This is a genomic window from Yoonia sp. 72, from assembly GCF_034652275.1.
Classification (GTDB): domain Bacteria; phylum Pseudomonadota; class Alphaproteobacteria; order Rhodobacterales; family Rhodobacteraceae; genus Yoonia.
In genome coordinates this window covers 1525023-1539017 of sequence record NZ_JAXIWG010000001.1, presented here as the reverse complement: position 1 = coordinate 1539017, position 13995 = coordinate 1525023, and the positions used below count along the sequence as shown (strand labels likewise).

General features: G+C 62.0%; 14 protein-coding genes. 7 read left to right on the top strand and 7 right to left on the bottom strand.

Annotated features, from left to right (window positions below; translation table 11 throughout):
• Positions 1 to 49: 49 nt before the first annotated feature.
• Positions 50 to 3382 (bottom strand): carbamoyl-phosphate synthase large subunit, encoded by a 3333-nt coding sequence (gene carB, locus VCK47_RS07700; RefSeq protein WP_322891823.1) that lies wholly within the window; start codon positions 3380 to 3382, stop codon positions 50 to 52.
• Positions 3383 to 3537: 155 nt separating this feature from the next.
• On the opposite strand from carB, the gene bchE reads away from it, so the two are divergent.
• From bchE to aspS, 3 genes are all read left to right on the top strand, one after another.
• Positions 3538 to 5202, top strand: coding sequence for a magnesium-protoporphyrin IX monomethyl ester anaerobic oxidative cyclase (gene bchE / locus VCK47_RS07695; RefSeq protein ID WP_322891822.1), 1665 nt, complete (start codon positions 3538 to 3540; stop codon positions 5200 to 5202).
• Entirely contained in the window at positions 5174 to 5779 is a 606-nt protein-coding gene (bchJ, locus tag VCK47_RS07690) for a bacteriochlorophyll 4-vinyl reductase (RefSeq protein WP_322891821.1), read from the top strand. Before bchE ends, bchJ begins: the two co-directional genes overlap by 29 nt.
• 129 nt (positions 5780 to 5908) lie before the next feature.
• Entirely contained in the window at positions 5909 to 7687 is a 1779-nt protein-coding gene (gene aspS, locus VCK47_RS07685; protein ID WP_322891820.1) for an aspartate--tRNA ligase, read from the top strand.
• Here the strand turns inward: aspS and VCK47_RS07680 are convergent.
• The gene (locus tag VCK47_RS07680) at positions 7684 to 8400 is read right to left on the bottom strand and encodes a response regulator (protein ID WP_322891819.1); all 717 of its coding nucleotides are present in this window, start codon (positions 8398 to 8400) and stop codon (positions 7684 to 7686) included. The genes aspS and VCK47_RS07680 overlap by 4 nt on opposite strands.
• A gap of 128 nt (positions 8401 to 8528) precedes the next feature.
• Here VCK47_RS07680 and mce point away from each other — a divergent pair, with 128 nt between their 5' ends.
• Positions 8529 to 8933, top strand: coding sequence for a methylmalonyl-CoA epimerase (gene mce / locus VCK47_RS07675; RefSeq protein ID WP_322891818.1), 405 nt, complete (start codon positions 8529 to 8531; stop codon positions 8931 to 8933).
• 39 nt (positions 8934 to 8972) lie between these two features.
• A complete protein-coding gene (locus VCK47_RS07670; RefSeq protein WP_322891817.1) occupies positions 8973 to 9257 on the top strand; it encodes a DUF1467 family protein in 285 nt (94 codons plus the stop codon).
• Here VCK47_RS07670 and VCK47_RS07665 read toward each other — a convergent pair.
• Both VCK47_RS07665 and VCK47_RS07660 read right to left on the bottom strand, forming a co-directional pair.
• The gene (locus VCK47_RS07665) at positions 9247 to 9933 is read right to left on the bottom strand and encodes an EI24 domain-containing protein (protein WP_322891816.1); all 687 of its coding nucleotides are present in this window, start codon (positions 9931 to 9933) and stop codon (positions 9247 to 9249) included. The two genes, VCK47_RS07670 and VCK47_RS07665, sit on opposite strands and share 11 nt — an antisense overlap.
• Positions 9930 to 10508: a nitroreductase gene (locus tag VCK47_RS07660; RefSeq protein WP_322891815.1), complete on the bottom strand. Its 579-nt coding sequence runs from the start codon at positions 10506 to 10508 to the stop codon at positions 9930 to 9932. Before VCK47_RS07660 ends, VCK47_RS07665 begins: the two co-directional genes overlap by 4 nt.
• A 226-nt stretch (positions 10509 to 10734) precedes the next feature.
• Between VCK47_RS07660 and VCK47_RS07655 the strand changes: the two genes are divergently transcribed.
• A complete protein-coding gene (locus tag VCK47_RS07655; RefSeq protein WP_322891814.1) occupies positions 10735 to 11016 on the top strand; it encodes a hypothetical protein in 282 nt (93 codons plus the stop codon).
• Between the two features lie 57 nt (positions 11017 to 11073).
• Here the strand turns inward: VCK47_RS07655 and VCK47_RS07650 are convergent, their stop codons facing one another.
• Together VCK47_RS07650 and VCK47_RS07645 are read right to left on the bottom strand one after the other, a co-directional pair.
• A complete protein-coding gene (locus VCK47_RS07650; protein WP_322891813.1) occupies positions 11074 to 12177 on the bottom strand; it encodes a class II histone deacetylase in 1104 nt (367 codons plus the stop codon).
• On the bottom strand, positions 12174 to 12407 hold the full coding sequence (locus VCK47_RS07645) for a hypothetical protein (RefSeq protein WP_322891812.1): 234 nt from the start codon (positions 12405 to 12407) through the stop codon (positions 12174 to 12176). Before VCK47_RS07645 ends, VCK47_RS07650 begins: the two co-directional genes overlap by 4 nt.
• A gap of 103 nt (positions 12408 to 12510) precedes the next feature.
• Here VCK47_RS07645 and VCK47_RS07640 point away from each other — a divergent pair, with 103 nt between their 5' ends.
• Positions 12511 to 13230, top strand: coding sequence for a M48 family metalloprotease (locus tag VCK47_RS07640; protein WP_322891811.1), 720 nt, complete (start codon positions 12511 to 12513; stop codon positions 13228 to 13230).
• Here the strand turns inward: VCK47_RS07640 and trhA are convergent.
• Positions 13227 to 13865, bottom strand: a complete 639-nt coding sequence (gene trhA, locus VCK47_RS07635) for a PAQR family membrane homeostasis protein TrhA (protein WP_322891810.1) — start codon at positions 13863 to 13865, stop codon at positions 13227 to 13229. The two genes, VCK47_RS07640 and trhA, sit on opposite strands and share 4 nt — an antisense overlap.
• Positions 13866 to 13995 lie beyond the last annotated feature (130 nt).

The following is a 13995-nucleotide window of genomic DNA, read 5'->3' as shown; positions in this document are numbered from 1 at the left end:
TACCCTAGGGCAAGGCTGGCCGGATTGTCCATCGGGACGCGGCGTCCGGTCAGCCTTGCAACGCCCGCACGCCGATGTCGCCCTCTTCACGCGCCTGCATGGCGAGCACGGCGGCATGGCTGGCAGCGGCGGTAGTGAAATAGGGGATCTTGTCGTAAAGCGCGACCGCGCGGATGTCGCGACTGTCCTCGACCGCCTGCGCGCCTTCGGTCGTGTTGAACACCAGTGCGATATGGCCGTCTTTCAGGCGGTCAACGATGGTCAGCCCGCCCTCGTAGACCTTGTTGACGATTTCGCAATCAATCTGGTGTTCAGTCAGCCATGCGGCGGTGCCGCGCGTCGCCACGATCTGAAACCCGAGCGAGAGGAGGATTTTACCCGCTTCGACCATATCGGCTGTCTTGTCTTCGTCACGGATCGAAATGAACACGGTCCCTTCGGTGGGGAGGTTGGTGCCCGCGCCCATCTGTGCCTTGAGGAAGGCACGGGGGAACGACCTGTCCCAGCCCATGACCTCACCTGTTGACCGCATTTCCGGCCCAAGGATCGTATCCACACCGGGGAAACGGGCAAAGGGCAGCACGGCCTCTTTCACCGAGAACCACGGCGTGTTGGGATCGGCTAGCGTGAAGGCATCGCCCAAAGGCAGCACATCCATCGGGTTTTCCGTGACCGGATAAGGCGCGCGCAGCGGGAAGTTGGACAAAGGTTCACCCGCCATCAGCCGTGCGGCGATAGAGGCGATAGCTGAATCAGTCGCCTTGGCGACGAAAGGCACGGTGCGCGATGCGCGGGGGTTCACCTCGATCAGGTAGACCTCTTCGTTTTTCACTGCGAACTGGATGTTCATCAGGCCTACGACATTCAGCGCCTTGGCCAGTTTTTCGGTCTGGACGCGGATTTCGGCGATCATTGCGGCAGACAGCGAATAGGGCGGCAACGAACAGGCGCTGTCACCAGAATGGACGCCCGCCTCTTCGATATGCTGCATGATGCCCGCGACATGGGTGGCGGTGCCGTCGGACAGGCAGTCCACATCCACCTCGACCGCGCCCGACAGGTAGCTGTCAAGCAACACGGGGCTGTCACCGGACACGACCACAGCTTCGGAGATATAGCGTTCCAACTGCGCCTGATCGCGCACGATTTCCATCGCGCGGCCACCCAGCACATAGGACGGGCGGATCACAAGAGGGAAACCGATGGTCTTGGCGATCTCGAAAGCTTCGGCGTCGGAATGGGCGATGCCGTTCACGGGCTGTTTCAGCCCCAGTTTCTGCACCAGTTGCTGGAACCTCTCGCGGTCCTCGGCCAGATCGATGGCGTCGGGTGTGGTCCCAAGGATCGGGATGCCCGCGTCATGCAGCGCATTGGCGAGCTTCAGCGGGGTCTGGCCGCCGAATTGCACGATCACGCCGTGCAGCACGCCGTTTTCCTGTTCGACGCGCAGGATTTCCATGACGTGTTCAAAGGTCAGCGGTTCGAAATAGAGCCGGTCCGACGTGTCGTAATCGGTCGACACGGTTTCGGGGTTGCAGTTGATCATGATCGTCTCATAGCCCTGATCGGTCAGGGCATAGCAGGCATGACAGCAGCAATAATCGAATTCGATCCCTTGGCCGATCCGGTTTGGTCCGCCACCCAGAATGACGACCTTTTTGCGGTTCGACGGGCGCGCCTCGCATTCGACATCGCCCATGACAGGGGTTTCATAGGTCGAATACATGTAAGGCGTCTGCGCCTCGAATTCCGCGCCGCAGGTGTCGATCCGTTTGAACACCGCTGTTACGCCAAGGTTGTGGCGCGCGCGGCGGACGTTATCTTCGGTCCGGCCGGTCAGCTTGGCAAGGCGGGCGTCGGTAAAGCCCATCATCTTGATCTTGCGCAGGCCGGTTTCGGTCACGGGCAGGCCGTTTTTGCGGATCTCGGCCTCGGCGTCGATGATTTCGCGGATGCGGGCCAGAAACCAAGGGTCGAATTTCGTGACCGCGTGGATGTCATCATCGGACATGCCATAGCGCATGGCCTGTGCGATCACGCGGATCCGGTCGGGGGTCTGTTGCGCCAGTGCCTTGGTGATGGCGGCAGCATCGGGCGCGCCGGGGATGGTGATTTCGTCGAAACCGGTCAGGCCGGTTTCCAAGGACGCCAGCGCCTTTTGCATCGATTCGTGGAAAGTGCGGCCAATCGCCATCGCCTCGCCCACGGATTTCATCGCGGTGGTCAGGTGGGGTTCGGAGCCTGCGAATTTCTCGAATGCGAAGCGCGGGATCTTCGTGACGACATAATCGATGGTCGGCTCGAACGATGCAGGGGTGACGCCGGTGATATCGTTGTCGAGTTCATCGAGTGTATAGCCCACCGCCAGCTTCGCCGCGATTTTTGCAATCGGGAAACCCGTGGCTTTGGACGCCAGCGCCGAGGACCGCGACACGCGCGGGTTCATCTCGATCACGACCATGCGCCCGTCGGCGGGGTTGATCGCCCATTGCACGTTGGACCCGCCGGTTTCGACCCCGATTTCGCGCAACACGGCGATGCTGCCGTTGCGCATGATCTGGTATTCCTTGTCGGTCAGGGTCAGGGCAGGGGCGACAGTAATACTGTCGCCGGTATGCACGCCCATCGGATCGACGTTTTCGATGGCGCAAACGATGATCGCGTTGTCGGCCTTGTCGCGCACGACCTCCATCTCGAATTCTTTCCAGCCGAGCAGGGATTCATCGACCAGAATCTGCCCGACGGGGGATGCTTCCATCCCCGTGCGGCAATAATACTCATATTGTTCGCGGTTATAGGCGACACCCCCGCCCGTGCCGCCAAGGGTAAAGGCGGGGCGGATGATCGCGGGGAGGCCCACATATTCAATGGCGTCGATGGCCAGTTGCAGCCCCGCCTTGATGTCGCGTTTGCCGTTGTCCATCTTGGGCGCTGTGATGATCGTCGCCTTGGGGTTTTCAATCCCCAGACGGTCCATCGCGTCGCGGAACAGCTTGCGGTCTTCGGCCATTTCGATGGCTTCGCGTTTCGCGCCGATCATCTCGACCCCGAATTTTTCCAGCACACCCATGTCGGCCAGCGCCAGCGATGTGTTTAGCCCTGTCTGTCCGCCCATCGTGGGCAACAGCGCGTCGGGGCGTTCCTTTTCGATGATCTTGGCGACGATTTCGGGGGTGATCGGTTCGATATAGGTGGCATCCGCCAGTCCCGGATCGGTCATGATCGTGGCAGGGTTGGAATTGACGAGGATGACACGATACCCTTCCTCGCGCAGGGCCTTGCAGGCCTGTGCGCCGGAATAGTCAAATTCGCAGGCCTGCCCGATAATGATGGGACCCGCGCCAATGATCATGATCGATTTGATGTCGGTCCGCTTTGGCATCGTACTGCCCCCTGATGTGCAAATTGTCGTGGGTTATAGGGATGACGCGGACATGTGCAAGGTCTGTCGGGACCTGTCGCAGGGCTAATTGATCCATGTCAATTAAAGTTGACACCTAATGTGTAACACAAAGTGGACACATTATGGAGAAGGCCATGCGGATTCTGTTCATTCACCCCAATTACCGCTCTGGTGGCGCGGAAATCGCCGGGTCCTGGCCGCCGGCTTGGGTCGCCTATCTGACAGGGTCGCTGCGCCGCGTCGGGTTTGACGATATCCATTTCATCGACGCGATGACGAACGACATCTCGGACGATGATCTGGCAGGCCGTATCGCCGGGATCAAGCCCGATGTGGTGGGTGTGACCGCGATCACCCCCTCGATCTATCGCGCCGAGGAGGTTTTGCGCATCGCGAAAGAACAGGTGCCAGACGCCTTGCGCGTGTTGGGCGGTATCCACGCGACCTTCATGTATAAACAGGTCCTGTCAGAGGCGCCGTGGGTCGATGTCATCGTGCGCGGCGAAGGCGAGGAGATCATCACCGAACTGATGCTGGCCGTCCGCGACGGGCGCTGGCCTGCGGACAAGCGCCAGATCAAGGGGCTGGCCTTTATCGACGGGGATGACATCGTCGCGACCCCCGCCGCCAGCACGGTCAAGGATCTCGACGGGATCGACCCCGACTGGACGATTCTGGAATGGGAAAAATACATCTACATCCCGCTGAACACCCGCGTCGCGATCCCGAACATGGCGCGCGGCTGTCCGTTCACCTGTTCCTTCTGCAGCCAGTGGAAATTCTGGCGCGATTACCGCGTCCGCGACCCCAAGAAGGTGGTCGATGAAGTCGAACGGCTGGTGAACGATCAGGGCGTGGGGTTCTTCATCCTTGCCGACGAGGAACCGACGATCAACCGCAAGAAATTCATCCAGTTCTGCGAGGAATTGATCGCGCGCGGCCTGCCGGACCGTGTGAAATGGGGCATCAATACGCGTGTGACCGACATTTACCGCGACCGCGATCTGTTGAAATTCTACCGCAAGGCAGGGCTGGTCCATGTCAGTCTGGGGACCGAAGCTGCCGCGCAGATGAAGCTCGACCAGTTCAACAAGGAAACCAAGGTCGAGGAAAACAAGACCGCGATCCGCCTGCTGCGCGAGGCCGATATTCTGGTCGAGGCGCAGTTCATCGTCGGGCTCGATAACGAGACGCCCGAGACGCTGAACGAGACCTACAAGATGGCATGGGACTGGCAGCCGGACCTTGCCAACTGGGCGATGTATACGCCTTGGCCTTTCACACCGCTGTTTCAAGAGCTGAAGGACAAGGTCGAGGTGTTCGACTTCAGCCGCTATAATTTCGTGACCCCGATCATGAAACCCGCCGCCATGACGCGGGGCGAATTGCTGGACGGGGTGATGAACAATTACCGCCGTTTCTATATGAAAAAGGCGCTGTTCCATTACCCGTGGCGCGGCACGGGCTTCCGGCGGCGGTATCTGCTGGGCTGTCTCAAGGCATTCATGAAGGCGGGGTTTGCGCGCACCTTCTATGATCTGGGCAAGGTCGGCTATACGGGGCCGCAGTCCAAGAACAACCTTGATTTCCAGTTCGACGCGACCCGCACCATCGCCGAGGCGCAGATGGAGGATTGGGACGCTAGCGCCGACAAGGCCGCCCGCGCCGCCGAACGCCGCGAGGCTCTGCGCGCCCAGGGCAAGGAACGCAGCCTCCAGCGGAACGCCGATTTCAAGATGCCCAACGGCGCGCAGGTCAAGGCTTGCGGCGGTGGTGCCGATCAAATGGAGGAGGTCTGAGGATGCCAAGCTTGGCCTGATTGGGCCGAATGCGGTGTTGCAGATGCTTCCGGTGCTGGAACAGGCGGGCGGTGTGGCCTTGCGTGACCGCGTGATGGCGGCGGCAGGGCTATTCGCGCCACCCTCTGATGCGGGATTGATGCCCGAGGCCCCCGCCGCCCGCCTGCATCAGGCCTTGCGCATGATCGACCCCGAGCTTGCGCCCGCCTTGGCATGGGCCGCAGGGGTGCGGACAGCGCAGTACATCATGGCGCACCGGATTCCCCGCGCGGCGCAGGTGGTGCTGCGGGTGGTGCCGCGCCCGCTGGCCGCGCGGCTGTTGTCCGCAGCGATCGCGCGCCATGCCTGGACCTTCGCGGGATCGGGGCGGTTTGCCGTTGTGGCACCTTTGGTGTTCGAGATCGCCGACAATCCCATCGTGCGCGGCGAGGTCAGCGATGCGCCGCTGTGCCACTGGCACCGCGCGGTGTTCGAGACCCTGTTCCGGTCACTGGTTGATAACCGCTTGCGCTGCGCCGAGGTTGCCTGTTGCGCGACGGGCGATCCGGCCTGCCGTTTCGTGCTGGAACGCGCCTAGCTGGTCCCGATCCTGCGGATCAGGAGGCCTCCGGCGGGGATATTTGGGCTCGAACGAAGCAGTGGTTGACACGGGGCAGCCAAAGGAGTGTATCGGGCGGGCCTGTATTTTCGCCAAAGGACCACGCCCATGCACGCCTATCGCAGCCATACCTGTGCCGATCTGACCGCCGCCGATGTGGGCAAGACCGTGCGTCTGTCCGGCTGGGTCAATCGGGTGCGCGACCATGGCGGTATCCTGTTCATCGACCTGCGCGACCATTACGGGATCACGCAGGTGTTGTGCGACCCCGACTCGGCGGCTTTTGCCGATGTGGAAAAGGTGCGGTCCGAATACTGCATCCGCATCGACGGCGAGGTGAAGGCGCGCGATGCGGCACTGGTGAACCCCAAGTTGCCCACCGGCGAGATCGAGGTGTTCATACGCGAGATCGAAGTGCTGGGCGCGGCCAAGGAACTGCCGCTGATGGTCTTCGGCGATCAGGAATACCCCGAGGAAACGCGGCTGAAATACCGCTATCTCGACCTGCGCCGCGAGGCGATGCAGACCAATATGAAACTGCGGTCGGATGTCGTGGCCTCCATGCGGCGGCGGATGTGGGACAAGGGGTTCCGCGAATACCAGACACCGATCATCACCGCGTCCAGCCCCGAAGGCGCGCGGGATTTTCTGGTGCCAAGCCGCCTGCATCCGGGCAAGTTCTATGCGCTGCCGCAGGCACCGCAGCAGTTCAAGCAGCTCATCATGGTTAGCGGTTACGACAAGTATTTCCAGATCGCGCCCTGTTTCCGCGATGAAGACCCGCGTGCGGACCGTTCGCCCACCGATTTCTACCAACTCGATTTGGAGATGTCGTTTGTGACCCAGCAGGATGTGTTCGACACGATCCAGCCGGTGATCGGCGGGATTTTCGAGGAATTCGGCGGCGGGCGCAAAGTGGACCAGACGTGGGAACAGATTTCCTACAAGGATGCCGCCCTGTGGTACGGCACCGACAAGCCCGACCTGCGCAACCCGATCAAGATGCAGGTGGTTTCCGACCATTTCCGCGACAGCGGTTTTGCGATCTTCGCCAAACTTCTGGAGCAGGACGGCACCGAAATCCGCGCCATTCCCGCCCCCACCGGCGGGTCGCGCAAGTTCTGCGACCGCATGAACGCCTTTGCCCAGAAAGAGGGTCTACCCGGGATGGGCTATATCTTCTGGCGCGACGGTGAGGACGGGATGGAAGCCGCAGGTCCGCTTGCCAAGAACATCGGCCCCGAACGGACCGAGGCAATCCGCCAGCAGCTTGGCCTCGGCCTTGGCGATGCCGCGTTTTTCCTTGGCGGCAAGCCCAAGACGTTTGAAGCCGTCGCTGGCCGTGCGCGCACCGTGATCGGTGATGAACTGGGCCTGACCGACAAGGACCGTTTCGCCTTTGCCTGGATCGTGGATTTCCCGATCTATGAACAGGATGCCGAGACCGGCAAGATCGATTTCGAACATAACCCGTTTTCCATGCCGCAAGGCGGGATGGAGGCGTTGCAGGGCGACCCATTGGCCGTGCGCGGATACCAGTATGATCTGGCCTGCAACGGCTACGAGCTGGTGTCGGGGGCCATCCGCAACCACAAGCCCGAGATCATGTTCAAGGCCTTCGAGATCGCGGGCTATGGCGAGGAAGAAGTGCGCAAGCGCTTCGGCGGCATGGTCAACGCGTTCCAGTATGGCGCGCCGCCCCACGGCGGCTGTGCGGCGGGGATCGACCGGATCGTCATGTTGCTGGCGGATGCGTCCAACATCCGCGAGGTCATCATGTTCCCGATGAACCAGCGCGCCGAAGACCTGATGATGGGCGCGCCGTCGGAACCGATGAACGAACAGCTGCGCGAATTGCGCCTGCGCGTGGTGCCAGCCGAAAGCTAAAGCGGCCCGCCCGCCGCAAGGCGCTGTTGCACGAGGTGCGACAGGGCTGCGACCTGTGCATGCGGATTCTGGGACCGGTTGCGTGCGATTTCGACTGCGCGGACGGCACGTGACAGATCCGCGTCCTTCCCGCTGCGCGCCACACCGCCCAGAAACTGCATGACATAGGGCAACGCGCGGAGCGTGTCGGCTTGGCCCAGCAACTGTGCAACCTGCGAAAGATCGTCGCGCAAGGCGATCCGGTCCGGTTCGACCCGTTCGTCCGGCAGAGGGCGCGGGCCGGGGGGTTGCCGGTCTGCGGGCAGATGTTGCAGGATCGCCGACTGGAACGCAGCCAGATTGTCGATGGGCTTGGCCAGAAAGCCATCCGCTCCGGCCCGGATCACTGCGTCCCGCGCGGTTTCATCCCCGCTGGTGCCGATGATCACCGGGACGCGGGGTGTCATGTGCGCGAGGTTGCGGATCAGGTCCAGCCCCGATCCGTCCGGCAACCCCAGATCGACCAGCGTGACCGAAGGCCGGTAGACAGCAAGATGCCGCTCTGCCGTCAGCAGGCTGTCGGCCCGCCTGATGCGCGCGCCCGATCGCAGGCACAGCAGGCGGATAGCCTCGCTTGCAAAGCGGCTGTCCTCGACCAAAAGCACGGTCAATCCCAACAAGGGGCGTTGTGCGGTTGGTGTGCGGGTGACCAAAAGGCTGTCGGTTGCGTCCATGGCGATTCGTCCTTTCACTGGCTACCAGACAGTTTGAGCAGGTCAGGGTGAACGCAATCTTAATACCGACGCGCGTTGCGCGGACTGCCGCACTGCGGCATAACAGCCTTGCAACAAGGAGGATCACCATGATCGGACGCCTGAACCATGTCGCTATCGCCGTGCCTGATCTTACGGCGGCAAGCGACCAGTACCGCCAGATGCTGGGTGCCGATGTCGGGCCACCACAGGACGAACCGGATCACGGGGTCACGGTCGTGTTCATCACGCTGCCCAATACCAAGATTGAACTGCTGTATCCTTTGGGCGATCAGTCACCGATTCAGGGGTTTCTGGACAAGAACCCGTCAGGCGGCATTCATCATATCTGCTACGAGGTCGACGATATCCTGACCGCCCGCGATCACCTGCTGGATCAGGGTGCGCGCGTGCTGGGCGGGGGTGAGCCCAAGATCGGCGCGCATGGCAAACCCGTGCTGTTCCTGCACCCCAAGGATTTCAACGGTTGCCTGATCGAGCTTGAACAGGTCTGAAAACGGCGTATCTGAGGGGGAGCGACGAAAGGAAACATCGTGGGTATCACATCGGGAATTGTTCTGTTCATGGTCATCTGGTCGATGGTGTTTTTCATCGTCCTGCCGCTGCGCATGGTCAGTCAGGGTGACACCGGCGAGATCGTGCCGGGCACGCATGCCTCGGCGCCCGCGGATGCGCAGGTTGGCCGCAAGGCCAAGATCACGACTTATTGGGCGGTGCCGATTTGGTGCGTGGTGGCTGGTGTGATCCTGTCAGGGGTCATCTCGGTCCGTGATATCGACATGTTTGACCGGATGGCGCCAGCTGCCGTCAGCGATTGAGCCTGTGAAACAGGTGGGTAAAGGTCGCAGCCCCCAGCACCGGAATGATCAGGTTGACGAAGGGAAATGACAGCGGCACCGCCATCAGGCAGCCCGCTACCCAGATCGTGCCCTGATACTGTTTGGCCAGTGCTTTGGCATCCGCCCGACCGATCCGGCGCATTGCTGCCAGCTGGAAGTATTCACGCCCCAGCAAAAGGCCGTTCAGCGCGTAGAAGATAAAGAACGCGGCGAAAGGCAGCATCGCATAGACCCCGAACGCCAGCAGGTTGGCAGCGATCAGCAAGCCAAGAAAGCTGATGGTATCGCGCAGTCCCTCGAAAAAGCCCACGGGTGGCATGGCGGGCAGGTCGGGGAAGTGTTTGTCCTCGACCGCCTGTGCTACCTCGTCCAGAAACAGCGATGTGATGGCCGAGGCGACCGGCACCATCAGGAACACCGACAGCACGATCATCACACCAAGCGATCCCCAGCTGAGCAGATCGCCCAACCAAGTGATCTGACCGACCCCGGGTAAAGTGATCGGCTCGGCGGTCAGTGCCTCGATCAGCCAGAGCAGACCTGCGTAGATCCCTACAAGCAGCGCGATGGTCAGCCCGATGCCGCGCCACAAAACGCTGCGAAAGCGGGGGTCGGCCATCTGCGACAGCGCCAGCAGGAAGGATGACAGGATCATGTGGTCATCCAAGTGGTGATCGCAGTAAGGTCCGGTCGCGGGCGGTCAGGCGGAGCGCTGGTTTCGGTGCCCAGATGGATCAGGCCGGCGATGCTTTCGTGGTCGGCCAGACCCAACCCGTCGCGGATGAAATCGCGGTCATGGCTGGCCCAGCCCGACAACCAGTTCGCCCCCCAGCCCGCCGCCAAGGCCGCGTTCACCAAGGACAGACAGACAGCGCCAGCCGAATAAACCTGTTCGATCTGCGGGATCTTGTCGGACGGTTTGGGGCTGCTGACGACAGCAATGGCCAGATCGGCCATGGCATATTGGTCCTGCGCCTTGGCGATCCGGTCGGCGTCGATCCCGAGCGCTGCGCCCCGCGCAGGCACAAGAGAGGCCAGACGCGCCAGCGCGGGCTTGGTCAGCACAATGAACCGCCAAGGTTCCAGCTTGCCGTGGTCAGGCGTGCGGGCGGCGGCAGTCAGGATCGTATTCAGGGCTTGCGCATCGGGAACCGGTGTCGTCAGGGTCTTGGCCGGGCGCGACCGGCGCGACAGCAAAAAGGCGAGTGCTTCGGGATTGGGATCGGGCATGGCGGCTCCTGCGGATGGATGCGCTTGTGATAAGGCGTTGCCGGCCGGGTGGCAACGGGCCGCACCGGACTGTGCCGGCGGCATGCCGCAAAGGGGGAAATGTTCCCTGTCGCCGATCAACTTTGCTTGTGACTTTCGTGATGATGCTGCGGGGAACAGACAGGTGCGCGGGCCGTTATGTGGTCAGCTGCGCATGACGCAGACCCAAACGAGACGGAGAAAAGACATGAACAAGATTTTCGCAACAACCGCCTTCGCCCTGACCCTTGCTGCAGGTGCCGTATCTGCCCAGACAATCACCGGTGCCGACGAAGTCACCTGTGCCGAATACCTTGCAATGCCACAGCTTGAGCAAGAAACCATGCTCAGCGAGCTGGTTGCCCTGTCGGACGGCGGGTCCTTGCAGGAAACCACGATTGCTGATGTCCAACTGCTCTGCACCGGCAACGACGCGGCGCCTGTCGTGGAAGTGCTGGACACATCGAACCGCGCATCTTCTGAAGGTTAATCCCTTCGGTTTCGCACTGTGAAACCAGACAAGGCGCGCCAACAAGGCGCGCCTTTTTCATGACTGCAACTGTGTTTCCATGTCGCTGATCACGCGATTAAGATAGGCGTCAAAACCGGCGTCGGGCTGACGTAGCGGGAACACCTCGGCAAAGGGGTCGGGGGCGTGAACGGGGCTGCCCGACATCTTTTGCAGCACGGCATGGCCGCAGAACGGTACATAGGTTTCCGAATAGCCGCCTTCATGCACCATCACCAACCGCCCGCCGCAGATGTCGCGCGCAAGGTCCATCACCTGTGCTGTCATCTGCGCGAACGTGTCCGCCGTGGCCAGCATCCGCCCCAAAGGATCGTTCGCGGCCGCGTCATAGCCACAAGCGATAATCAGCACATCGGGCGCGAAATCGCGGATCGCAGGCAGGGCCAGCCTGTCCATCGCGGCCAAATACCCTTTGTGCCCCGTGCCGGGCGGCAGCGGGATATTGAGGTTGAACCCTGTTCCCGCGCCTGCGCCACGGTCGGCAAAAGCGCCGGTATCCATCGGGTAATTGCGGTCCTGATGGATCGACACGGTCAGCACATCGGCGCGGTCGTAAAACACGGCTTCGGTCCCGTTGCCGTGATGCACGTCCCAGTCCAGCACCGCGAACCGCTGCGCAAGCCCTGCCGCGCGCGCCGCCTCGATCGCGATGCCGATATTGTTGAGCAGGCAGAACCCGTTGGGGAAATCCGGCAGACAGTGATGACCGGGCGGGCGGGACAGCGCATAGGCGTTGTCCATCTCGCCCTTGAGCACGGCAAAGAGCGCGGCTTTGGCCAGCCCTGCTGACAGCGCCGCAATCTCGTATCCGCCGGGGCCGAAGGGCGTGCGGCGGCCCAGTTCGCCGCCACCGGCATCCGACAGCGCCTTAAAGCGGTCGAGGTAATGCGCGGGATGCACGCGCAGCAGATCGTCGGCGTCGGCAGGTGCCGCCCCGCGCATGACCAGTTCACGCGCAAGCCCCGTCACCTCGATCAGGTTTTTCAACCGGCGTTTGGTTTCGGGGCTTTCGGGCAACCCGCCGTTCATAGGCTGCACCAGCCCACCCACCGGCAACATGCCTGCGTAATTCCCGCCGCCATGCCAGAAACAGCTTTCATCCCAGAAAAAGCCTGTCGTCATGTCTTGCGCAGCCTGTAGATGCCTTCGGGCAGATCAAGGGCTGCCTGCAGGTCGCGCAACTGGGTCATCGACATGGTGATTTGCACGTCGCGGTCGCTGCGGGCGTCGTATTGGGTGAGCGTTACGCAATCATCAAAGGCGTTGATGATCACATCCTCGCGCAGGGGGGCCTTGCCTTCGTCGACAAGGGTCACCACGGTCGCGTCATAATCGTGTTCTATGCTAAACATAGCGTCAGCCTAGCGGGTCATCGCAGGCCAAGCAATCGTGACTGGCAGGGTCAGGGCAACATGCTATTGTTTGCGTTGACCTCTTTACCACCCGGAGCATCCTATGCGTCTTGTCGCGGTTCTTTTCGCCTTGGGTCTGGCGGCCTGTGCGCCGCTTGACACAAGCCCGCCCCCGTCGCGCGCGACACCTGTCGTGCAGCCGCAGATCGACAGCAGCGCGCGGCTGCCTGCCGGGCAGACAATGGCGAACTTCCGCACGGCAGTGGCGCGGATCGAACCTGTGGCCGAACAGATGTGCCGCCAGCGAGGCAACAACCGCAACTGCGATTTCCTGATCCTTGTGGACGACCGGCCCGGTGCGCCGATGAACGCCTACCAGACGCTCGACCGCAACGGCCGCCCTGTCATCGTCTTTACCGAAAGGCTGATCGCGGATGCGCGCAATGTTGATGAAATCGCCTTTGTGCTGGCCCATGAAGCCGCCCACCACATTGAAGGCCATATCGCGCGCCAGCAGCAGAACGCCGTATTGGGGGCGACGCTGATCGGCGGCTTGGCGGGGACCTTGGGAGGCAATTCGCCCGATGCGGTCCAGACTGCCCAGCAACTGGGAGCAACGGTTGCCGCGCGCGCCTATTCGCGCAATTTCGAGCTGGAGGCCGATGCTACCGGCACCCGCATTGCCCATGCGGCGGGCTTTAACCCGTTGCGGGGGTCGGAATTCTTCTTCCGTATTCCTGATCCGGGCAACCGGTTCCTTGGCACGCATCCGGCCAATGCCGACCGGTTGCGCGTGGTGCGCGAGGTCGCGGCGACGCTTTAACCCTGTGCAGCCACGCCTGTCGCGATGGCGATAAAGAAACAGGCCGAGGCGACCACGACAAACCCGTGCCAGATCGCGGTCGAATAGCGCAGCCTTTCGGCGGCATAGAACGGCACGCCAGCGGTATAAAGCAACCCGCCCACCGCGATCAGGATCATGGTGGACAGCGGCACGATGGGCCAGAGCGACCAGATCAGCGCCAGGCTCAGCCACCCCATGACAAGGTAAAGCGCAGGCCCGAACCGCCCTGGCGCGCGCCAGAAAAACAGCTTGAGCACCACGCCAATCACCGCCAGCGCCCAGACCACGCCCAGCACCAGATAGGCAAAACCGCTGCCGATCATCACGACAAGCGGCGTATAGGTCCCTGCGATTTTCAGATAGATCGCGGCATGATCGAACCGCCGCAGCAAGGGGCGGATGCCATGCCACGGCATCAGGTGATAGGCCGCCGAGGCGACAAAGGTCGCGATCAGCGTCGCACCATAGACGGCAAGGGCGGTCATTTGCGCCGCACTCGCCGTGCCAGCCGCCCAGACCATCAGCACCGCAGCACCCGCCACAGCGCCGATCACACCGATAGCGTGGACCGTGCCATCGGCGATGCGTTCGGACTTGACGGGGGTGGGGTACATGGGTGGTCTCCGGCTTTGTCTCATGATCTGGATGATGCCGCGCCCGCGTCAAATGTTCCGTTGGGTCACAGCCGGGGCTTGGCAGACAGCGCGGGGTGCCGCATTTTGCCTTTAGCGTAACGATGAAAGG

Excerpts from the sequence above, each read along its gene's own strand:
- VCK47_RS07660 (WP_322891815.1), bottom strand. The coding sequence starts at position 10,508 with ATGCCCGATCCCAATCCCGAAGCACTCGCCTTTTTGCTGTCGCGCCGG.
- VCK47_RS07655 (WP_322891814.1), top strand. The coding sequence starts at position 10,735 with ATGAACAAGATTTTCGCAACAACCGCCTTCGCCCTGACCCTTGCTGCA.
- VCK47_RS07680 (WP_322891819.1), bottom strand. The coding sequence starts at position 8,400 with ATGGACGCAACCGACAGCCTTTTGGTCACCCGCACACCAACCGCACAA.
- mce (WP_322891818.1), top strand. The coding sequence starts at position 8,529 with ATGATCGGACGCCTGAACCATGTCGCTATCGCCGTGCCTGATCTTACG.
- VCK47_RS07645 (WP_322891812.1), bottom strand. The coding sequence starts at position 12,407 with ATGTTTAGCATAGAACACGATTATGACGCGACCGTGGTGACCCTTGTC.
- bchE (WP_322891822.1), top strand. The coding sequence starts at position 3,538 with ATGCGGATTCTGTTCATTCACCCCAATTACCGCTCTGGTGGCGCGGAA.
- VCK47_RS07640 (WP_322891811.1), top strand. The coding sequence starts at position 12,511 with ATGCGTCTTGTCGCGGTTCTTTTCGCCTTGGGTCTGGCGGCCTGTGCG.
- carB (WP_322891823.1), bottom strand. The coding sequence starts at position 3,382 with ATGCCAAAGCGGACCGACATCAAATCGATCATGATCATTGGCGCGGGT.
- VCK47_RS07665 (WP_322891816.1), bottom strand. The coding sequence starts at position 9,933 with ATGATCCTGTCATCCTTCCTGCTGGCGCTGTCGCAGATGGCCGACCCC.
- VCK47_RS07650 (WP_322891813.1), bottom strand. The coding sequence starts at position 12,177 with ATGACGACAGGCTTTTTCTGGGATGAAAGCTGTTTCTGGCATGGCGGC.
- aspS (WP_322891820.1), top strand. The coding sequence starts at position 5,909 with ATGCACGCCTATCGCAGCCATACCTGTGCCGATCTGACCGCCGCCGAT.
- trhA (WP_322891810.1), bottom strand. The coding sequence starts at position 13,865 with ATGTACCCCACCCCCGTCAAGTCCGAACGCATCGCCGATGGCACGGTC.